General features: G+C 44.6%; 16 protein-coding genes and 1 pseudogene. 10 read left to right on the forward strand and 7 right to left on the reverse strand.

Annotation, left to right across the window (positions count from 1 at the left end; all coding sequences use genetic code 11):
- The first annotated feature begins 152 nt into the window (after positions 1-152).
- The 3 genes from HFV01_RS07020 to HFV01_RS07030 are packed head-to-tail and all read left to right on the forward strand — an operon-like array spanning position 153 to position 2,590.
- Positions 153-629 carry an NINE protein gene (locus tag HFV01_RS07020; protein ID WP_193520940.1) on the forward strand — a complete coding sequence of 159 codons (477 nt, stop codon included), beginning with the start codon at positions 153-155 and terminating at the stop codon, positions 627-629.
- A 2-nt stretch (positions 630-631) separates the two neighbouring features.
- Positions 632-1,960 carry a guanine deaminase gene (gene guaD / locus HFV01_RS07025; RefSeq protein ID WP_193520941.1) on the forward strand — a complete coding sequence of 443 codons (1,329 nt, stop codon included), beginning with the start codon at positions 632-634 and terminating at the stop codon, positions 1,958-1,960.
- 12 nt (positions 1,961-1,972) lie between these two features.
- Positions 1,973-2,590, forward strand: coding sequence for a TIGR04282 family arsenosugar biosynthesis glycosyltransferase (locus HFV01_RS07030; RefSeq protein WP_006624407.1), 618 nt, complete (start codon positions 1,973-1,975; stop codon positions 2,588-2,590).
- Positions 2,591-2,631: 41 nt separating this feature from the next.
- On the opposite strand, the gene HFV01_RS07035 is transcribed toward HFV01_RS07030, so the two are convergent.
- The 6 genes and pseudogenes from HFV01_RS07035 to bicA (HFV01_RS07060) all read right to left on the reverse strand — a co-directional run bounded on the left by HFV01_RS07035 (position 2,632) and on the right by bicA (HFV01_RS07060) (position 11,355).
- Positions 2,632-4,257 (reverse strand): S-layer homology domain-containing protein, encoded by a 1,626-nt coding sequence (locus tag HFV01_RS07035; protein WP_006624408.1) that lies wholly within the window; start codon positions 4,255-4,257, stop codon positions 2,632-2,634.
- 242 nt (positions 4,258-4,499) lie between these two features.
- Complete coding sequence (locus HFV01_RS07040; protein ID WP_318286200.1) at positions 4,500-5,567, reverse strand: RNA-guided endonuclease InsQ/TnpB family protein; 1,068 nt, start codon at positions 5,565-5,567, stop codon at positions 4,500-4,502.
- A 37-nt stretch (positions 5,568-5,604) separates the two neighbouring features.
- Positions 5,605-6,180: pseudogene (locus HFV01_RS31970) on the reverse strand (IS607 family transposase); the annotation flags it as partial.
- Between the two features lie 250 nt (positions 6,181-6,430).
- A complete protein-coding gene (locus HFV01_RS07050) occupies positions 6,431-7,333 on the reverse strand; it encodes a carbohydrate ABC transporter permease (RefSeq protein WP_187758713.1) in 903 nt (300 codons plus the stop codon).
- 75 nt (positions 7,334-7,408) lie between these two features.
- Entirely contained in the window at positions 7,409-9,139 is a 1,731-nt protein-coding gene (bicA, locus tag HFV01_RS07055; RefSeq protein WP_006624412.1) for a bicarbonate transporter BicA, read from the reverse strand.
- A 524-nt stretch (positions 9,140-9,663) separates the two neighbouring features.
- Positions 9,664-11,355 carry a bicarbonate transporter BicA gene (gene bicA, locus HFV01_RS07060; RefSeq protein WP_006624413.1) on the reverse strand — a complete coding sequence of 564 codons (1,692 nt, stop codon included), beginning with the start codon at positions 11,353-11,355 and terminating at the stop codon, positions 9,664-9,666.
- Positions 11,356-11,460: 105 nt separating this feature from the next.
- Here bicA (HFV01_RS07060) and HFV01_RS07065 point away from each other — a divergent pair, with 105 nt between their 5' ends.
- Positions 11,461-11,613, forward strand: a complete 153-nt coding sequence (locus HFV01_RS07065) for a hypothetical protein (RefSeq protein WP_008052335.1) — start codon at positions 11,461-11,463, stop codon at positions 11,611-11,613.
- 412 nt (positions 11,614-12,025) lie between these two features.
- Here the strand turns inward: HFV01_RS07065 and HFV01_RS07070 are convergent, their stop codons facing one another.
- Positions 12,026-13,198 (reverse strand): hypothetical protein, encoded by a 1,173-nt coding sequence (locus HFV01_RS07070; RefSeq protein ID WP_006624417.1) that lies wholly within the window; start codon positions 13,196-13,198, stop codon positions 12,026-12,028.
- A gap of 49 nt (positions 13,199-13,247) precedes the next feature.
- Here HFV01_RS07070 and HFV01_RS07075 point away from each other — a divergent pair, with 49 nt between their 5' ends.
- The 6 genes from HFV01_RS07075 (at position 13,248) to HFV01_RS07100 (ending at position 20,948) form a co-directional block, all read left to right on the forward strand.
- The gene (locus HFV01_RS07075) at positions 13,248-13,451 is read left to right on the forward strand and encodes a hypothetical protein (protein WP_006668696.1); all 204 of its coding nucleotides are present in this window, start codon (positions 13,248-13,250) and stop codon (positions 13,449-13,451) included.
- Entirely contained in the window at positions 13,451-15,394 is a 1,944-nt protein-coding gene (locus HFV01_RS07080) for an AMP-dependent synthetase/ligase (RefSeq protein WP_035759345.1), read from the forward strand. The genes HFV01_RS07075 and HFV01_RS07080 overlap by 1 nt, the downstream gene beginning before the upstream one ends.
- A 211-nt stretch (positions 15,395-15,605) precedes the next feature.
- Positions 15,606-16,055: a YlqD family protein gene (locus HFV01_RS07085; protein ID WP_006624420.1), complete on the forward strand. Its 450-nt coding sequence runs from the start codon at positions 15,606-15,608 to the stop codon at positions 16,053-16,055.
- Between the two features lie 190 nt (positions 16,056-16,245).
- Entirely contained in the window at positions 16,246-17,520 is a 1,275-nt protein-coding gene (locus tag HFV01_RS07090) for a dihydrolipoamide acetyltransferase family protein (protein WP_006624421.1), read from the forward strand.
- A gap of 158 nt (positions 17,521-17,678) precedes the next feature.
- Positions 17,679-18,737 carry a zinc-dependent alcohol dehydrogenase family protein gene (locus HFV01_RS07095; protein ID WP_006668698.1) on the forward strand — a complete coding sequence of 353 codons (1,059 nt, stop codon included), beginning with the start codon at positions 17,679-17,681 and terminating at the stop codon, positions 18,735-18,737.
- Positions 18,738-18,746: 9 nt separating this feature from the next.
- Entirely contained in the window at positions 18,747-20,948 is a 2,202-nt protein-coding gene (locus HFV01_RS07100; RefSeq protein ID WP_006668699.1) for a pentapeptide repeat-containing protein, read from the forward strand.
- Positions 20,949-20,996 lie beyond the last annotated feature (48 nt).

A 20,996-nucleotide genomic window follows, 5' to 3' on the forward strand; every position in this document is an offset into this window, starting at 1 on the left:
TTAATATGCAACGCATTCCAGTCTAGCAAGTAATGGTGTCGCCTGCATAGTCAATTCGGTTAAGAATTGCTACACCTACTGCTGTTCAGCAAAGATATTTCAGATGTGCGATCATGGTTATAGTCCCTTGATGTCAGGACTTGGAGGTTATCGTGAAAAAAATTACCACGAGTTATATACTATGGGCGATCGGCTTGATTACTCCCATCAGTGGTTTACATCGCCTGTACAATGGCCAGATTGTCACCGGTGTAATTTGGATGTGTACTTTGGGACTGTTCCGAGTTGGCCAGTTGGTGGATGTATTTTTGATTCCCAGTATGGTGGAGGAATATAATGCTAAAGCACAGGCCAGGCTGGGAGTTGCGCCGGACGGTTCCCCACTTCCCGAAAGTAACCCAGTGACGTTAATTGTGACTGGAGACTTGCAGGAACGTCTGCGAATGAGATTACTACAGGCAGCGGCGGCGCGGGGTGGTAAACTGTCAGTTACTCAGGGAGTCATGGCAACCGGCGCGGACTTTGAACGGGTGGAAAATGTTTTAAATGATATGTTCAAAAGGGGTTATGTGAGTATTACCAACGACCCTGATTCTGGTATTGTGATTTATGATTTCCACGAGTTATAAATATGTACGGAGTTCGCAGCGCTTTTCTGGATTTTATTGATGATCCGTTTGTGGTGTCTCCCACGGAAAGCTATCGCTATCTTGAGGATGGGTTATTAATTGTTGAGGATGGCAAAATTAAGGCTTTCGGTTCCTATGACCATATCCGAACCGATTATCCTGAAATTGAGATTATCGACTATAGCCAAAGGTTGATCATCCCTGGTTTTGTTGATACTCATGTTCACTATCCACAAACGGAGATTATTGCTTCCTATGGGGAACAGCTTTTGCAGTGGTTAGAAAAATATGCTTTCCCCGGTGAGCAAAGGTTCAAAGACCCATTACACGCTCGCGAGGTCGCCGGGTTCTTTTTTGATGAGTTGGCGCGGAATGGCACGACTACAGCGGTGGTAATGACAACCGTTTTCCCAGAGTCAACCCGGGTATTTTTTGAGGAAGCACAAAGTCGTAATATTCGGGCGATCGCTGGTCAGGTGATGATGGACAGAAATGCACCTGAGTCCCTATTGGATAACCCGGAAACTGCCTACCACAATAATAAAGATTTGATTAAAGAATGGCATAATCGCGGTCGGTTGTGCTATACAATTACTCCGAGGTTTGCGATAACTTCGACCCCAGAACAGTTGGAAGTAGCCGGACAACTAAAACGAGAATTTCCTGATGTGTATGTTCATACTCATTTATCAGAAAATCAAGAAGAATTAGTGACGGTTTCCCAATTGTTTCCTGAGTGTAAAGATTATTTGGAGGTATACGAAAAAGCGGGTTTAGTAGGCGATCGCTCAATTTTTGCCCACGGCATTTATTTAAGCAATTCCGAGTTTAAACGTTTGTCCGAAGCGGGTTCAGCCATAGCTTTCTGTCCGACTTCCAATATGTTCATTGGTAGTGGATTATTTAATCTGAAAGAGGCGAAATCACCCGCGCACCCCATAGCGGTAGGTTTAGCCAGTGATGTGGGTGCGGGAACCAGTTTTTCCATGCTAAAAACCATGTCCGCCGCCTATAAAGTCACCCAGCTACAAAAGCAAACTCTGTCACCATTGCCAGCCTTTTATTTAGCTACCCTAGGGGGTGCTAAAGCCATTCATTTAGACTCATATATCGGCAACTTTCAAATAGGGAAAGAATCCGATTTTATTGTATTAAATTGGCAAGCCACACCATTAATGGCATTCCGCCACCCTCAGCATAGCATAGAATCAGTGGAAAAACTCAACGAAATCCTATTTTCTCTGATGATTTTAGGGGACGATCGCAGCATTGATGCTACCTATATTGGGGGGAACCTAGCCTATCGCAAGCCTGATTATATGACCTGGTAAAATTGTCAAATTATGGAACATTTAATTGTTTTCACCCGTTACCCAGAACCCGGTCAAACCAAAACGCGACTAATTCCCGCGCTGGGTATTGAAGGCGCGGCGAAACTACATCGCCAAATGACCGAAAAAGCGATCGCCACAGTGGACAAACTCCAGGAATTGCGTCCCATTTCCACAGAAATTAAATTCACAGGAACTACCCTAAGTCAAATGCAAGATTGGTTAGGGTGTCATCTGTGTTATAATCCTCAAGTAGGGGGGAATTTAGGCGAGAGAATGTCGGAAGCATTCCAGTCAGCATTTAACCGTAAATATAGGTCGGTAGTGATGATTGGAAGCGACTGTCCAGCCATCACTTCCCATATCCTTAGTCAAGCCTTCCAGCTACTCCAGCAGTTTGATATAGTCCTGGGACCCGCGACGGACGGAGGATATTATTTAATCGGACTATCAAGGTTTATCCCCGAAATATTTGAGGGAGTGAATTGGGGAACCGAATTAGTCTGGAAACAAACAATTTCTATCTGTCATCATCTTAACATAGCGGTTGCTAATTTAACCATTTTGACTGATATTGACAGACCAGAAGACTTAGAAAAACTCACAGATCCCATATCGGAAATTATCTAAAATCATCAGATCAGGGAATAACTGTGAGTCCAGTCTATTGGCTACTGTTCAATATAGCCTGTATCCTGCAAAAACCGTGTTACATCTGCTAATAAATCGGATATATTTCTATCCTCAAAAAGCGATCGCACTTTTCGCCACCCCAACTCTCCCTGACCGAGGGAATATTGATTAGCCATATAAGCGGCGATGACCCCGCGAACATCCTGATTTTGGCGGTGTCGTTGTTCAATATCTCGCCAAATGCGATCGAGGTGAAGGGTCACAAATTCTGGATAATTAGCAGTGACATTTTGAAATTGTCCAGCGCGATATTCCCAAATTGTCAGAGGGACCTGTGATTGAGATTGTAGATTAAATTCCCGCGCAAATCGGTAATCATACCCCACAAATCTGGGTAAGCCATCATCAGTAATTTCGGTTAAATCATAGTGCCAAATACCCCAACTTTTAGGAATAATACCATATTGCTTGGCTAAGGGTCTATAATGGTAAATCAGCGAGTAATAACCGCCACTTTGGAGGTCTACAATTAACTCAGGTTCCCTATCTCCATTTAAATCGATGGTGCGGACATCTAAAACCCTGATGGTATCTAAGTTACTTGATATCAAATTATTGAGGATATCTTCTGGTATATTATCATCTAAAACAACCTCTCCGCGCCGCGTCATTTTCAATCTAAATTTAGGGCTAGGGCGAGGGTTAAAATCAAATTCTGCCAGCAAATTATCAAATTCAATAGTTTTGTTAATTGGTTCTTGTGGTGGCAATGCTTGGGCTGGTGGTTGAAAAACTTGGCTTTCAGTAGGTGGAGAATCGGGGATTTTTTGGGGTGGTTCTGATGAAGTTTCGGCAGGTTTATTGAGGGAAATATCAGCGGGACTTGATGGAGTTTCGGCGGGTTCGGACTCGGTAACTGCTTGGGTTTCTGGGGTGGTCAGTGGCATTTTTGCGAAGGGTTGATCATCCACAGAAATGCGGGCAATATACTGAGCAGGCACTAAGGCACTTTCATCAAAGTTAGTGATAGCCTGACAGATAAATGTAGCGACATCAGCCCTAGTCGCCGGACGGTTAGGCTGCAATTGTCTAACATTAGGATAGTTAACGACTAACCAATTTTCAGTGGCGGCGGCGATCGCCTCTTTAGCATAATCAGGAATGGTGGCGCTATCGATAAAAACATCTCCCAATTGTTCAGGAGACAACTGCTGGGGCTTAAATCCTAAACCATTGCTAATAGCCACCAGGGCTTGTACCCTAGGAATATTAACCAGAGGATTAAAAACACTACCGATATATCCTGATAAAAACCCTTTTTGACTAGCCAGACTAATGGCATCATAAGCCCAAAAATCTGTGGGAATATCGACAAAATTCTGGCGGCGGCGGGTGGGTTGTACTCTCGGAAATGCTTGATTAACTAGGGCGGCGAATTCAGCGCGGGTAATGGGGTTATTAGGGCGGAAGGTGTTGTCACTGTAGCCGGTAATAATTTGGCGATCGGCTAATTCCTTAATACAAGGCTGCGCCCAATGGTTTTGGACATCTGTAAAACCAGCCTCCCCGACAGGGAAAGCTGGGTTAGTTTGGGATGGGTGGGTTATCAAAACTGCGATCGCTGCGACTAAGGTAAGTATGATATGCCATCGATTGGTTTTCATAATTCGTTGTTTGTTGCGTCTCTCACACCATTTACTTACCCTATTTTGTCTAACAATTGGCCGTTTGTGTGCAAAATTTTAACTTTCCGTGTTTTCGGGTATCCAACCTAACAGCAAGTAGATGCAGCCTAAATAAAACACCGCTGGGATTAACATTCTCAGCCAGTCGAAATCAGCCATGATCATATTTCTCCTTGTTGACCCTAAGTTATTTTGTTACTACGGTTGAAGAACTGATACATTTACGCGACATTTTTCCGGTTGTTCCCGGACAATGCGACGATAGCACTATTACCGGTTAAGGTAACAGAGGCGGTATCCCGCAAAGCTTTTAGAAAGATTCCAAAAGCACCGTTCCAGTCCCTGGGTAGAGTGAACCCGCACTCAGGACATCGGAACACTTTTGAGCCACCTAGCTGGGAATGCATCTGACCACAGTGAGTACAGGTTTTGCTGGTGTATTCTTCCGTCACATCTACAACTGTGGTTCCAGTTATCTCGGCTTGATGTCTCAGGGTTAGTTTGAATCGATAATGCGCCCATGTCAGCATGGCGCGGGCAGTCTTAGACCTAATTAGACGCTTCACCTTGGCAACCATATCGGAAGTCTCGAAGGTCGGCAGAAAAATTATGCTGTAGTTGTGAGTCAAGTAGTGAGCAATTTGTTTGTGGGCTTCATCAACTAGATTGCGGATTTTGGTTCTCATTCGTTGAGCCGCTTGCCTCATCCGTCGCCTTCTTGAACGACAGGGTTCCTTGGCGATTCGGCTCATTAAATCATCCAAATGTTGACATAGCCTAGTAATGCGTCCAATATCCCCGGAGCCCAATTCCAGAAATCGTGAACCATCAAACCCGGTTATGAAAGTTCGCACACCCGGGTCTAATGCAATCACGCCAGTAGCGTCAGTTGGGGTAACGGCAACTGGTTCAGGGAAAATCGCAAACCATCGACCTTTGGTAAACACCAACTGAGTCCCTTGCCCGCAAGTTTTAGGGATGGGTTCGGAAACCATGAAAGTTAATCCTTTCGTGAGTCTTGGATACCAACTCCCTGAAGAGAAATTAGTATTATTGAACTTAATCCCTTGAGAGCTGTCACGACAACTTCTAAACCTTGCATCAGGACTAGCGGTCAAAGCCTGATAGGCATCAAAGATGGCATTTTGCCGAATGTGGCAGGGTGTTTCTTTGACCCATTCGGGTAAGTCACTCTGCATCACTTGATTGCGTAACTTTAACTTGCTTAGTCGTTTACCACTCCGGGATAATGCAATTGCTTGGTTGTAGCAATACCGACAAGCGGCCAACCATTGGCGCCAGACTTGATTTAGCTCCGGGCTGGGGTAAATCCGGATCTTCTTTGACCTGAGTTTTGTATTTACTCCGTCGGTATAATCGGGAACTGAAGCAGTGGAGGATGGCGAGGATGTCCTCAACCATTTCTGGTTCTGGACTGAGACTTGTCTGGTTGAGAACCATGAGTGAACACCTGTTTTGCTCACAGAGCCATCGAAACAAGTCAAATCCCCATATTGCCAATCGGTCTGGGTGGGCAACGACAACCATGCGGACATCTCCTGACAAATGATGTCCCAGTAAGGCCAGCATTTTCTTTCCCTTGAAGTTGAGCCCGCCTCGGATTTCTGAGACGACTTCTGCTTCGGGGTAGAGGTTGGACAGTGCGGCCACCTGTCGGTTGAGGTCGGACTGCTGGGCGCGGCTACTAACTCTGGCATAGATAACGACTTTGCGTTTGTCACTGCCTGATTTGGCAGCAGTATATCACTCAACGTTGTATCGTCGTTGCCCAGCGGGGGTTCTGATGGTCTCGATTGAGCGATTGTCGTCCCATCTGCGGAGTGTTCTTTCATGGACTCCAAGGATTTGGGCGGCTTCCTTGGGTTTGACATATTTGGCAATAGGTTTATCCTCAACTCTTCTCGCTTCTTATACCGTATTGCCCTAAAATATTAACCTAATTTGAGATTAAATCATGCTCCCCTTTCAGTTTGGTTCAGATATGATTTATCCTGGGTCTGCTGACCCTAAGCCTATATATTGACGGGCAATTCCATCTACTTCTATTATGGCTTAATTTCAGGAATTTAGCAAAAATTAGGGGAAAGTATGAACTATGGTCGCGGGTCCCCCCAACTCCTGGGGGATGATTTCACCAAGTGGCCTGGTTTTGATTACCTGTGAAACGGTTAACAATTAACCGGAGTAATGATAAACTAAAAACTATCCCAAATAGCACTAATCCAATGGTACAGGCATAACCAATATCTAAGTTTTGAAAAGCCCTTTCATAGAGATAATAAACAATGGTTTTAGAACTATTTAAGGGGCCGCCTTGGGTCATGATATAAACTTCTTCAAATACCTTGGTAGCAGAAATGGCAGAAATTACCGAGACTAAAATTATATAAGGTGTCATTAGAGGTAAAGTGATATCCCAATGACTGTGCCACCCGTCGGAACCGTCTAAACTAGCGGCTTCGTAAAGTTCTGCGGGGATAGATTGTAAGCCAGCGAGATAAATTACCATATAATAACCCAATCCTTTCCAAATGGTAACTGCCATAACTGAAAATAAGGCTAAATTAGGATCGGTTAACCAGGGAATTCGGAATTGAGTAGATGAGGGGAGGAAAAATGAGGTAAAATATTGGAGTAATTGATTAAGTAATCCATTCTCTGCATATAACCATTTCCAAGCTAGTCCGGCTACGACCATGGAAATTACAACCGGCACATAATAGGCGGTTCTAAACCAGTGAATGCCACGGAGTTTTTGATTAACTAAAATAGCTAATCCCAAGGGTGCGATCGCCAAAATAGGAACGACTACTATTATATAAAGTCCGGTGTTTTTTAAGGTTTGCCAAAATACTTGATCTTGCCAAAGTCTTTGAAAATTCCCCCAACCGACCCACCGAGGTTCTCGAATTAAGTCATAATCAAAAAAGCTGAGATAAAAGGCTTGTAAGGACGGCCAAAATACAGTGAGGGTTAAAATGAGTAATGCGGGTAATAGAAATAAATAGGGGGTGAAATTAAGTCGCGATCGCATGATAATCTTTGTGAAAAACCAGAAATCCGGAGGCAAACCGGGTTTCTTGAGAGAAGCCCGGTTTGGGGGTAGGGTTCAATTATTGATGGTCAAATCATCTGGAAGAATGGAAGAACCATGAGGATAATTAACTTCGGCAACCTCTGGAATAGGACCAGTAGAGGAACGAACCATAGCCACTGCTGTCTGTAGAGCTTGCATTCTATCCATGACCAAATTATCGGGACTGAGCATTTCAAAAACTCCCAACTTCTGTAAGCGCTGTTTACACTGTCCAGAAGCGCCGACAATGAAAACATGACGACCGAGATCAACAGCTTCTTTAACAGCATTTTCCAAGGCGAGAGAAGAAGTGACCCCCAACAGAGGCACATCACTTAAATCTAAGATGAGAACATCATAGCTACCAATAACTGCGTGTTCACGGGCGATCGCTTTAGATACACCAAAAATCATCGGACCGCTAAGGTGGAAAAGTAGAATGCGACCATTAGCCTGTTTGAGCAATGCTTTTTCATCGGGACTTAGAACAATGTTGTCATCAGCATCAGTAATGGCTTTAACATCCTTAGAACGCAAATCAGTGAGGCGCTGAATAGTGAGGATATTAGCGACAAATAGCCCCAAGCCCACAGCCATAATCAAGTCAACAAAAACAGTTAAACCAATTACCCCATACATAATCAAGGCAGCTTTGACAGATACCTTGTGGGCGCGTTTCAAGAAGCCCCAATCGATGATATCAACACCAACTTTTAAGGCAATACCAGCCAAAACCGCCATAGGGATACTTTGAGTTAAAGGAGCCGCCCACAGCACCACAACTAACAGAATAATTGCACGAGTGAGACCGGATAAAGCCGTGCGACCGCCAGCCTGAATATTAACCACTGTCCCCATAGTAGCTCCCGCCCCAGGAATACCGCCAAACAAACCAGAAGCGAGGTTTCCTAATCCTTGACCAATCAATTCTTTATCAGAGTCGTGTTGATAGCGGGTGAGACTGTCAGAAATCACAGAGGTGAGGAGAGCATCAATACAACCCAACATCCCCAGCACCAAGGAATCAATGAACATGGTCTGGATTTGGCCTGCACTAAATGTAGGAACTTGCAGGGAGGGGAGACCGGTAGGAATTTCACCAATTCGACGAATATCAATATCAGGAAAAGCAATTAGGGAAAATATGGTGACGGCAACCAAGGCTAATAACTGAGGAGGAACCAAGCGTTTTAGCTTACCAGGCATCAACACCAGAATTGCCACAGTGATGAGACCCAAGATGGTTTCAGAGAGGTTAATATTAGTCAGCAGTGATGGTATATTCTGAATAGTACCAATGACACCACCTCTGGGGGGAGCCTGCCCCAAAAAAGGACCGATTTGGAGAACTACGAGAATTATACCAATCCCGGACATAAAGCCGGAGATAACTGTATAGGGCATGAGGGTGACATATTTACCCAGACGCAGAAAACCAAATATAATTTGGACAATCCCTGCCATCATCACCACGGTAAAAGCCATGGCCATGCCGTTTTCATCATTAGCAGCGGTGAGGTTAGCAATAACAGCAGTCATAACCACGGTCATGGGACCGGTAGGCTCAGAAATGAGGGTTGGGGTTCCCCCAAACAGAGCAGCAAAAAAACCAACTAGGACGGCTCCATATAGGCCAGCAGCCGGACCAGCACCGGAAGCGACACCGAAGGCTAGAGCCATGGGTAGGGCAATGATAGCAGCAGTCATGCCACCAAAGATATCGCCCCGAACGTTTCTAAAATGAATATGATTCAGGAGTTGCATGATAAGGGAAAACAGTTAACAACCAGGTATTTATCGCTATTAATCTATAAAAAAACTACGATTCATAGATTGAAATGAATCATAAAGCCAAAACAAGTATTTGTCTACACATTTTCTTAATTTTTTCTGATAGAGTCACCCCTGACCAGCTTATGGGATATTTCGGTGATTATGGCTAGGTTCGGGGGCTGAGTCCCTAGCTGGTAGGGTGCGTCAGATAGAGAAAATGGGAAGGAATAGGGGATAATTGATTGCTGACGCACCAGAAAAATTATCTGGCTGGTAGGGTGCGTCAGATAGAGAAAATGGGAAGGAATAGGGGATAATTGATTGCTGACGCACCAGAAAAATTATCTGGCTGGTAGGGTGCGTCAGATAGAGAAAATGGGAAGGAATAGGGGATAATTGATTGCTGACGCACCAGAAAAATTATCTGGCTGGTAGGGTGCGTCAGATAGAGAAAATGGGAAGGAATAGGGGATAATTGATTGCTGACGCACCAGAAAAATTATCTCGCCCTACAGCTAGGAGAGATCAGCATTAGTGGTGATGCTGGGCTGTTTTTGCTTGACGATCGCTAAACCTTCTTTGAGTGCTGTTAAGCGATCGCCCATCCAATAATTACCAGGAATTAAGCCAGCAATGCCCAATTTTTCTAACCTGCCTTTCACCTTACCAGTTGCACCGACTACAATCACATCACGACCGGCATCAATTGCCTCTGTAATGGAACTTTCAATAGCCAAGGAAGAAGTCACGCCCAAAATTGGCACTTCACTTAAATCAACAATCAACACATCATAACTATTAATAGCCTGATGTTCTCGGGAAATAGCTTTAGCCACCCCAAAAATCATCGGACCACTCAAATGGAACAGCAGAACCCGGCCATTTGCCAAGTCTAAAATTTCTTTTTCTTGAGCATTTAGAACAATTTGGTCATCGGCATCAGTGATAGCTTTTACAGACTGAGACTGAAACTCATTCAGACGTTCAATAGTCAAGATATTGGCAATAAAGACACCGACAGCGACGGCTACCATTAAATCAACAAATACGGTGAGGATAACGACACCATAAACAATGCCAGCGGCTTTCCAAGAAATTTGGTGAACCCGCTTTAAAAATCCCCAATCAATGATATTAATACCGACTTTGAGGACAATAGCTGCCAAAACTGCTAAAGGGATACCAGAGGTTAAAGGTGCTGCCCATAACACGACAATTAACAATATAACAGCGCGAGTAATGCCAGCTAAGGCGGTGCGTCCTCCTGCGTAAATACTGACGACGGTGGCTGTGGTGGCTCCTGAACCGGGAATACCACCGCACAAACCAGTAATTAAATTGGCTGCACCCTGACCGATTAATTCTTTATTGGAGTTATGTTCGGTGCGGGTGAGACTATCTGATACTAAACAAGTTAACAGACAATCAATAGAACCGACCATTCCTAAGACCATAGCATTGACAAACATTAACCGCAAATCTTCTTGGGTAAATGTGGGCATTTGTGGTTCAGGAAAGCCGGGGGTAATTTCACCAATGGTGGAAATTGTCCGAATTTCTACGCCACTAAATACGACTAAGGAAATGATTGTACCAATGAGTAAAGCGACGAGTTGAGGAGGTACAACTTTTTTGAGATTAGCTGGATAAAAGAACAGAATAGCTAAAGTAATTGACCCTAAAATAGTTTCCCAAGGATTAATATTGGAAATTATATCGGGAAAATTTCTGATGACACCAATTACGCCACCAGGGGGGGTTGCTTGACCCAGGAAGGGGGCTATTTGTAGAAAAATCAGAATCACGCCAATTCCGGTCATAAACCCGGAAATCACGTTATAGGGCAGCATGGTAATATACTTACCTAATTTTAAAATCCCAAAGATAATTTGAAAGATACCGGCGAGCATGACTACGGTAAAAGCCATGGCTAAACCGTTTTCTGGGTTCTTAGCCATTAATTCGGCTATGACTGCTGTGATAATGACGGTCATGGGACCTGTGGGTTCAGAAATTAGGCTAGGAGTTCCGCCAAATAAGGAAGCAAAAAATCCGATTAATATTGCACCCCATAAACCAGCGGAAGCCCCCGCCCCAGAGGCGATTCCGAAAGCTAGGGACATAGGTAAAGCGACGACGGCGGCGGTTAAACCACCAAATATGTCGCCTTTGAGATTACGAAAATTTATGGTATTAATAATCTGCATAAACCAAATATCCTTGTTTTTATGATGATGCACAAAACCATCAGCTAAATTAAAGTAAAATCAACTGAGATTATCGAGTAACTAAGGGAACTATAAAACTGGGATATGGCTGCTTATGAACATGGGGCGCTGGTGCTGCTGATTACTGAATGCCGGATTCGAGGTAAATTTCCCCCAGATGGACTTCAGCCCAAAGGGTCGGCAACCCGGGTTTACCCTGTACAATTAAATCATAATTTTGTCCCCACATTCCTCTAAACAATCTACCCCCAATCCAGTTTGGTGAATCAAGTTAATTGGCTCTGCAAGCAGGAGCTTTGCGACTTAGGTATTGAGTCCCCTTTTGATAACTATTCCTATTTGGGTTTACTCTCACAGTTACACCGGGATTATACAGGAGGAGGGGTAAATTTTGACATGAAATTTAATTAATCTCGCTCTAAAGATTAATAAAAACCTAGGAAAACTACGATTGATAAAATGGGGGCAATATGAATAATTACATCAGCAACTATATGGGAAAAATGGCTGTTAATAGTGGCTGATAGTGATGGCAATATCTATATTATTGGTGATTTTAAGTGGTATCATAGACATCAATTAAAAGGCGGGTTATATGGTGTCAAATAACGACAATATACCCGCCTGCATATTTGGAGAAATTTTCGGTTCAAAATCTCTCGCCGACAACGATGCTGCGGACTTCTCCATTGCGACGAATGACGGCTTCCTGGTTAGCAACTGATGATAAACTCCAGCCGCTGGCTGCAATACTTTCACCGACATAAATACGGCGAGCTACTCCATTGACTTCAAATAAGGCGGCGGAACGATCGCCTAATTCCAAAATCCCGACTAAGGTATGAATTCCAGCAGCAGGGGAAGTAGTATCTGGTGACACGGCGGCTGTTTCTTCGGGGGGCGCAGTGGGGGGAGTAGGAATGGCTGGAGGGTCAGGAATGCTGACAGGAGCAGAGGCGGTGGTTTCCTGGGTGGTGGTGGGTGCAGGAGAACTAGAGGCGGTGGTTTCAGGAACTACCCCGGATGCTTGACCCCCTGGGGTAGCCTGTGCTTGTGGCGCTGGTTGTTGATTTTGCTGATTTTGGGCTTGCAGACTTGCCATAACTTGATTAGACAAGGCTGCGGTCTGATTAGAGGCTTCTTGAACTGCCTCTGCGACTCGGTTGATAGCAGCAATTAAATTGTTAGTATTAGCGAGGGCGGCGGCATCAGGGGCTGGGGCGGGAGCTGGAGTGTCAGGAATTGCTAGGGTAGGGAGTTCCATCATTGGGGGAGCGCCGGGGACAGGTTGAGCCATACCTGGTTGAGCGGTTCCAGCTCTGTTACGGCTAATGGCTTCGAGCGATCGCTGTAAATAATTGACAAACTTAGCATCTGCCTGGGTTTGTTGGCTCAACTGAGGATCTACGGCCACAGGTGCGGGGGCAAACAGTCGCCCCAGACCGCCTCTAGTTGCCATCCACAGGGATAAAGTAACGACCAGGGAAGCACAGGCGGCCGCCAATAGAATTTTATCAAAGGAATGAGAGCGATCGGCGTTAGCATCGCGGAGTTGAGTTTCTGCGGAAATAGCAACCTCGCGATCAGCCTCAGTTTCGACGGAAGGCAGAATAATCTGAGGAACCTTAATAGATTGAAGTGAGACAAACTCCGGCTGTACAGGGTCTTTAGGCAGCTTAGTTATACCACTGAGACTGCGATCGATATCCTGAAAGATGTCATCAATGAACTGATCAGCATGAACATCGATCGCCAATGGTTCCATTGGTACTTGTTCTGCCAAATTGACATCATAGTTTTGACGTTGGATTTCCTGAACCATCCCTTTATATCCTCCCGACCCATTGGATCAACCTATACCGATTAATATTATGCGATTGTTTGAACCGATCGCCGTTTCTATCATTAACAAATTTTATCTAAAATTGGGTTGCCACTGTCCTAGGGACAATTATATATCTGTCCCCTTGGGTATCAAAGTTGCTCCAATTAAAGATACCATAATCGAAATAGATACTGCTAATGACGATAAAGATAGCGATCGCCTAATAACTACAGAGCCAATTAACTTATGATGGATAACTCTAACCTAACCGCCCAGTATCAATCTGTTCAATCCTTACCAGAAATTTGGCCAATTCTCGCCCAACAGATCCCGCAACAAGTCGCCCTATTTAACCCCCACAGTCAGCCAGAAGTACAAATCACCTATAGCGACCTGTGGACTCAGATCCAACAATTTGCGGCCGGACTGCAACAATTGGGAGTTGAACCCGCCGAGGACTTACCCAATCGCGTCGCCTTATTTGCTGATGATAGTCCCCGGTGGATGATTGCTGATCAAGGTATTCTCACCGCCGGAGCTGCTAATGTGGTGAGAGGTGCGACCGCCGACCCTCAAGAACTCGCCTATATTCTCCAAAATAGTGGGAGTACGGGGTTAGTAGTCGATAACCTAGCCTTACTGCACAAGTTAGAAAAAGCGATCCAAGATTTGCCGATTCGGTTTGTGGTGTTACTGTCGGATGAAGACATAACGGCTGAGGATAGCCTAAGTATACCCATTGTCAACTTTAGCCAACTGATAACTAAGGGTGAGGATATGACTTTGTTAAATCCCCCCACTACCAAACTGGAAGATTTAGCGACTCTGCTTTATACCTCTGGGACAACCGGGAAACCCAAGGGGGTGATGTTAACTCACCGGAATTTTTTGCACCAACTGATTACTATTGCTGATGTGATTGCGCCGCAACCGGGGGAAATTGTCCTGAGTATTCTGCCGACGTGGCATAGTTTGGGGCGGAGTGGACAATATTATTTTCTGTCCCGGGGAACCATGGTGATTTATACTAATATCCGCTATTTTAAGCAGGATTTGCAGGAGTTTAAGCCTCAGTATATGGTTAGTGTGCCTCGGATTTGGGAATCGATTTATGAGGCGGCGCAGAAGCAGTTTCGTGATGGACCCGCCACCCGGCAAAAGTTGGTTAATTTCTTCTTTGGGATGAGCAACCGCTATATTCAAGCCCGCCGCATTGTACAAAAATTGACAATTCCCGGACAAGGTAGTAACCAGAACTCATCCACAGCTTTGGCTAAATTGCAAACTATTCTGTTAACTCCTGTTCACGCCTTGGGGGATAAATTGATTTATCAGAAGGTGCGGCAGGCTGTGGGGGGAAAACTCAAGTTTGCTATTAGTGGTGGTGGGTCCCTAGCCATGCACTTGGAAAATTTCTATGAAATTGTGGGAATTGACCTGTTGGTGGGTTATGGGTTGACGGAAACTGCTCCGGTTTTGACGGCGCGACGACCTAGCCATAATTTACGGGGTTCTGCGGGGCGACCTATCCCTGAAACGGAAATTCGGATTATTGACCCGGAGACTCGCCAAACCTGTGAACCGGGATATAAGGGGTTGGTTTTGGCGCGGGGTCCCCAGGTGATGACGGGCTATTTTCAAAATCCTGAAGCCACTGATAAGGCTATTGACCCGGAGGGGTGGTTTGATACGGGAGATCTCGGTTGGCTGACTCCTCAGAAAGATTTGGTGTTGACGGGACGAGCAAAAGATACGATTGTGTTAACTAATGGGGAGAATATCGAACCTCAACCGATTGAGGATGCTTGTGTTCGTAGTCCCTATATTGACCAAATCGTTTTGGTTGGTCAAGACCAGAAGTCCCTGGGAGCGCTAATTGTGCCTAATTTGGATGCGCTGAAACAGTGGGCTAGTGGACAGGGTTTGCATCTGCAAGTACCTGGGGAAGAACAACAGGGGGAAACTGAAAATGCGATCGCTATCGATAGTCAGCCTATACAAAGTCTGTTTCGTCAGGAGTTGAACCTTCAGGTCAAAAACCGCCCTAGTTTCCGACCTGATGATCGCATTGGTCAGTTTAGGTTGATTTTGGAACCCTTTAGTATTGATAATGGCCTACTGACCCAGACTTTGAAAATCAAGCGCCCGGTTGTAATGGAACGTTACCGCGATATGATTGACGAGATGTATTAAACGGGGTCAGCAGTAATAGATGGCTCACCTGTGGCTGGTTTGATGGCCTGACGGCGATTAATATAACTTCTGCTGGGTGCGATCGCCTAACTCTTGTCAACTTCTGAACATAAGCTATTGGCGATCGTCATGATGATTTGGTGGTTTAGACCGTCTAAAACACCCCCTGACTCTCGATTACTGAATTGGTGAAAACTACAGGACACTATACATGGAGATTTCTAAAAATCAACTGCTTCTCAAACGTCCCATCAACGTGAAAGCTGTGGTTACCCCTCGCTGGAAAGAAGAAGCACAACAACAACTACAAGCCCAAATTAATCAGCTTGATAGTCAGCTTCAACAACTGGAAATGCAAGGACAACGCATGATTGGGGAACTCAAAAAACAAAGCCTACAACCTCCAGGACCAGAGACTTTGGTTCAAATTGATAATATCCAAAATCAGGTGAATGAACAAAAAAGTAAACTTCTGGATCAGAAAAATCAGATCCTCCAACAACTTCAGCAATTGCAAACTTTGGAACTAGAACAGGAAGTCAGCCAAGGTCAAATTGACAGTGTATTTGCGGTCGAACAGGGTGATAACTTAATCCGCAAAATGCAGGTGGAAATTCTCCTGCGAGACGGTGTGGTTGAGGAAATACGCGGTGATGTTTAATGGACTGAACGGCGGCAGGCTCTAGGTAAGCCATAGCCCATCACTCATTAATGATTACCTATTTTATCCCATCCTATTTTAAAATGGGTAAACCTGGATATAAATAGGTTAACTAGCCGCTACAATTGATTGCTGGCTTTTCCTCCCCGGTATTTTTATGCCGGGTTTTCCAAGCTAATAGGAGGCTATTATGATTCACGAAGTGTTTATGCCCGCCCTCAGTTCAACTATGACAGAGGGCAAAATTGTATCGTGGCAAAAATCCCCAGGCGATCGCGTCGGGAAAGGGGAAACCGTCCTGATTGTAGAATCAGATAAGGCTGATATGGATGTAGAAGCCTTTTACGAGGGCTTTTTAGCTACCATTATCGTTCCGGAAGGGGGAACCGCTGGGGTCGGTCAAACGATCGCCCTCATTGCCGAAACAGAAGCGGAAATTGAAGAGGCCAAAAAACAAGCCACCGCCACCGCCCCCACCCCATCACCAGAAGCTACCCCTACCCCCTCTGTAGGTACTCCAGAACCTGTGGCCGCTACCGTTGCCATAGATAGCACCCCTAGCCGTCGTAATGGTCGCATTGTCGCTACTCCTCGCGCTCGCAAATTGGCGAAACAACTCAATGTAGACTTAAATAACCTCCAGGGTAGTGGCCCCCACGGTCGCATTGTGGCTGAAGATGTCGAAGCGGCTACCGGAAGGACTCAGACTCCTACCGTTGCGCCTCAACCTACTGTTTCCCCTGTTGCGCCTCCCACACCTATTGCCACCCCCGCACCAGCCCCGGTTCCTTTAGGGGAGGTTGTGGGGATGAATACTCTACAAAATGCCGTAGTCCGCAATATGTTGGCGAGTTTGCAGGTTCCTACTTTCCATGTGGGCTACACTATCACTACCGACAACTTGGATAAACTCTATAAACAGGTTAAGTCCAAAGGTGTGACCATGACCGCTTTGCTGGCTAAGGCGGTGGCAGTTGCTATACAGAAATATCCTATTGTCAATGCCAGTTATGTTGACTCTGGTATTCAGTACAATAAGGCTATTAATATTGCTGTAGCAGTAGCCATGCCCGACGGTGGGTTAATTACTCCCGTACTCTCCAATGCTGATCAGATTGATATTTATTCCCTCTCTCGCACTTGGAAGGATTTAGTCGCCCGCGCCCGCAGCAAACAATTACAACCCCAAGAATACAGCAGCGGAACCTTTACTCTCTCTAACTTGGGGATGTTTGGGGTCGATCGCTTTGATGCCATTTTGCCTCCCGGTCAGGGTTCAATTTTGGCGATCGGTGCTTCTCGTCCTACTGTCGTCGCCACCGATGATGGCATGATGGGAATTAAACCGCAAATGCAGGTTAACATTACCTGCGATCACCGTATCATCTACGGCGCAGATGCCGCAGCTTTCCTGCAATATCTCGCCCAACTGATTGAAACTAACCCTCAATCATTAACCCTGTAGAAACCCATCGAAGCGTCACACTGAATCATTCCCTGGGGAAACCGAAAAATGTGGTGATGTGACCCACCAAACATTAATCATTCCCTGGGGAAACCGAAAAATGTGGTGATGTGACCCACCGACTTAGGAAAACTTTTACTAATGGTAAATTGAAGCAGATGAAAGCCATTGTCATGACCAAAGTTGGGAAACCCGAGGTTTTGCAACTCCAAGAAGTCCCCGACCCGCAAATCAAAACAGCCACCCAAGTTTTAGTCCGACTAAAAGCCGCCGGAGTTAATCCTATTGATACTAAACTCCGCAGTCGTGGCACATTTTATCCTGACCAAATGCCCGCGATTTTAGGCTGTGATGGTGCTGGGATAGTTGAAGCTGTCGGTAGCGCAGTTGAAGATTTTGCCGTTGGTGATGAAGTCTATTTTTGTGATGGTGGACTCGGCGCACAGACCGGAAATTATGCCGAGTTAACAGTAGTAGAAGAAAAATTTATCGCCCGGAAACCTATTTCCCTTGGCTTTGCTGAGGCTGCCGCCGCACCTTTAGTATTAATTACTGCTTGGGAGGCTTTGTACGATCGCGGCAGGTTACAACCCGGACAGCAGGTGCTAATTCATGCTGGGGCTGGAGGTGTTGGTCATGTTGCTATTCAACTAGCTAAACTGCAAGGGGCAGAAGTAGCAACTACTGTGGGATCTACCGAAAACGCAGCTTTTGTTCAAGAGTTAGGGGCTGATTTAGTCATTAACTATAAAGAGGAAGATTTTGTCGAGGCTGTCCTGCATTGGACTCAAGGCGAAGGCGTTGATTTAGCCTTTGATACAGTCGGGAAAGAAACATTTTTTCAGAGTGTTTATGCCGTCCGCAATTATGGAGATATTGTCACCCTATTAGAGCCAGATTTTAGCCTCGGAAATCTCAAGGATGCCCGAACTAAAAATCTGCGGATTTCTTGGGAATTGATGTTAACTCCCATGCTGCAAAATCGCGAGGATGACCAGTTAGACCAAACCAAGATTTTACAGCAGTGTGCCAGGTTAATTGATGAGAATAAGTTGAATATTTTCCTTAACCAAACTTTTCCCCTCGCCGAGGCGGCTGCTTCTCATCAGTTATTGGAAGCTGGGGGAATGAAAGGTAAATTAGCCTTAGTTATCAATGATAATGATGATAGTGATGATGATAGTGATGATGATAGTGATGATGAGAATCAAGGTTAGTTGGTGTTAATGAGGCTAATTAAAATTGCCCTGTGTGTTCTGCTGTTGACTGTTTTTATGCTGCGTTCATCCCTATCTGTTCAGGCGGCAAATGGTCAACCAGAACCCACTTTATTGACCCTAGAATTGCTCCAGGAAAGGCTAAATAATCCTAGCAACATTGAGGGAGTCGCTGCTATTGATTTACAGCATCTCATTATTGATATACGCCCCGAAAATGCTGAGTTTAGGAACCAGTTTTATCGACTATTAAAAACTACTCTAAATCAGTCAACTAAACCCCTAGGATTAGACTTGAGTTATTCCCAAATTCAAGGGGATTTTAATGGGGGTAACTTGGGGGTGAGAGTTCCCCTGATTGAAGAAACTATTAAATCTGTATTTTCCCAGGAAGAAGTAGAGCAAATTAAGTCTAAATCCGCCTATTTATCAATTTTTAAATCCCCTCAATCTTTCTCAGCATCTTTGCCTAAATTAACCGTATGGCGGGGACGATTGAAATTAGAAGAAACACAATTTCAGGGAAAAGTTGATTTTCACAATATCTTTTTTCTCAAAGGGGTTGATAGTCGTTATGCAGATTTTCAGAAAACCGCTAATTGGTCTGATTGTCGGTTGAGTTTGTTGGCAAATTTTGGCGGGGCTAGTTTCCGAGAATCTGCGAATTTTCAACATAGCTATTTTATCACATCTGCACAATTTAAGCAAGCTAATTTTCAGGGATTAACCGACTTCCAAGGTAGTCATTTTAATGGGGGTAATTTTCACCAAGTGCGATTTGGTGGGGCGGCGGATTTTGACAAAACTGTTTGGGAGGAAAGCACAGATTTTAGCGATTCTTTGTGGTCAGACAGGGCGGGTTTTACTAAGTCTATATTTAATGCTTCTGTGAGTTTTAATCAGTCTCGATTTGCGGATTCTGTGGATTTTAGAGATACTCGCTTTAGTGAAAACTTGAATCTCCGAGAAGCCAGTATTGAGGGATTAATGGATTTTAGTGATGTGGGTTTTAATCATGGTAAAATGTTGAATATTGACCATTTTATGTTTGACTCTAAAGCCGCTCAAATTATGGGAGATCCGGGAATAATTGGTCAATTGATAACTGTTCCGACTCTTCAGGGAAATGAGAATTTACTGCGAAAGTTGATTAGAAATTTTCGGGAACAGGAACAAATTGTTGATGCTAATTATATCGAGTTGTTGCGGGCGAAATTACGATTAAATACTTGGTGGGGACGAATTTTTGGGGTGAATATTAACACCGCTTCCGTTTCCCGGTTGGTGGCTATTGGTTTTGAACCGCAACAGGCGGAAACTATTGTCCGAGTTAGGGAAGAACAACCTTTTCGGAATTTGGTGGAAATTCTCAGGCTGGATGGTATTAATTTGGCGACTTATATTACAGTATATAATCGCGCGATCGCTAATAGTCAAGAAGCCGCTATAGCTGATAACTATAGTAGTTGTTGGCAGCGTTTTTTGAGGCTAACTCATCTCAAATATGGGGTCGAAAAACTGTTAACTATTCTCCAATGGTTACAGTGGGAAATTTTGCTATTGCTAACTGGATATGGCACTAATTTTCCCCTAATTTTTGGGGTGGGAATAGTGGCGATCGCCTATTTTGGCTTATTGTTTTGGCTGGTAGATCGGGTCAGACGCTGGCGACCATCTCCCATTCTTCCCACCCCTTTAGAAACTACTTCTATGGTGGGAAGTTATGCTATATTTACGGCGATCGGTTTATTAGAAATTTTCTCCGCTTCTACTCAACCAGGACTTACCCTCCTCTGTTTAGGTGTGTTTCTCCTTCCTATTCCGGGTCTAATTTTAGGGATTATTTATCGGCGCGGACGCTATCATAATTTATTGAATACCTCCTATTTAACAGAAGATGGTAGCCTGCGACAGTTACGATTAATGATTGGTCGTCTTCCCATAATGCCGCGTTATCCTCTCTTCCGTGAAAGGTATTTACCGATTTTATGGGATCGGCGTTGGAATTGGTTAAATTACTATGATTTCAGTTTGAATAATTTGCTAAAATTTGGCTTTAATGACCTGCGAATGCGCGATGAATTTGTCCCCGGTTTAATCACCACTTTGGTTTGGTATCAGTGGAGTTTGGGAGTCCTCTATTTGATTCTGCTATTATGGACCCTTTCTCGCACCATCCCCGGATTAAACCTATTAATCTATTTAAAATAATTATCTGCTAGGGGGGGTTATACTCTCAGTGATTAATTCCATTAATCT

This window comes from Limnospira fusiformis SAG 85.79, from assembly GCF_012516315.1.
GTDB classification, from domain to species: domain Bacteria; phylum Cyanobacteriota; class Cyanobacteriia; order Cyanobacteriales; family Microcoleaceae; genus Limnospira; species Limnospira fusiformis.

What these genes read in the sequence shown, in the direction of transcription:
- guaD (WP_193520941.1), top strand. Translation starts at nt 632, where the DNA reads ATGTACGGAGTTCGCAGCGCTTTTCTGGATTTTATTGATGATCCGTTT.
- HFV01_RS07030 (WP_006624407.1), top strand. Translation starts at nt 1,973, where the DNA reads ATGGAACATTTAATTGTTTTCACCCGTTACCCAGAACCCGGTCAAACC.
- HFV01_RS07035 (WP_006624408.1), bottom strand. Translation starts at nt 4,257, where the DNA reads ATGAAAACCAATCGATGGCATATCATACTTACCTTAGTCGCAGCGATC.
- HFV01_RS07050 (WP_187758713.1), bottom strand. Translation starts at nt 7,333, where the DNA reads ATGCGATCGCGACTTAATTTCACCCCCTATTTATTTCTATTACCCGCA.
- bicA (WP_006624412.1), bottom strand. Translation starts at nt 9,139, where the DNA reads ATGCAACTCCTGAATCATATTCATTTTAGAAACGTTCGGGGCGATATC.
- bicA (WP_006624413.1), bottom strand. Translation starts at nt 11,355, where the DNA reads ATGCAGATTATTAATACCATAAATTTTCGTAATCTCAAAGGCGACATA.
- HFV01_RS07065 (WP_008052335.1), top strand. Translation starts at nt 11,461, where the DNA reads ATGGCTGCTTATGAACATGGGGCGCTGGTGCTGCTGATTACTGAATGC.
- HFV01_RS07070 (WP_006624417.1), bottom strand. Translation starts at nt 13,198, where the DNA reads ATGGTTCAGGAAATCCAACGTCAAAACTATGATGTCAATTTGGCAGAA.
- HFV01_RS07075 (WP_006668696.1), top strand. Translation starts at nt 13,248, where the DNA reads ATGCGATTGTTTGAACCGATCGCCGTTTCTATCATTAACAAATTTTAT.
- HFV01_RS07080 (WP_035759345.1), top strand. Translation starts at nt 13,451, where the DNA reads ATGGATAACTCTAACCTAACCGCCCAGTATCAATCTGTTCAATCCTTA.
- HFV01_RS07085 (WP_006624420.1), top strand. Translation starts at nt 15,606, where the DNA reads ATGGAGATTTCTAAAAATCAACTGCTTCTCAAACGTCCCATCAACGTG.
- HFV01_RS07090 (WP_006624421.1), top strand. Translation starts at nt 16,246, where the DNA reads ATGATTCACGAAGTGTTTATGCCCGCCCTCAGTTCAACTATGACAGAG.
- HFV01_RS07095 (WP_006668698.1), top strand. Translation starts at nt 17,679, where the DNA reads ATGAAAGCCATTGTCATGACCAAAGTTGGGAAACCCGAGGTTTTGCAA.
- HFV01_RS07100 (WP_006668699.1), top strand. Translation starts at nt 18,747, where the DNA reads ATGAGGCTAATTAAAATTGCCCTGTGTGTTCTGCTGTTGACTGTTTTT.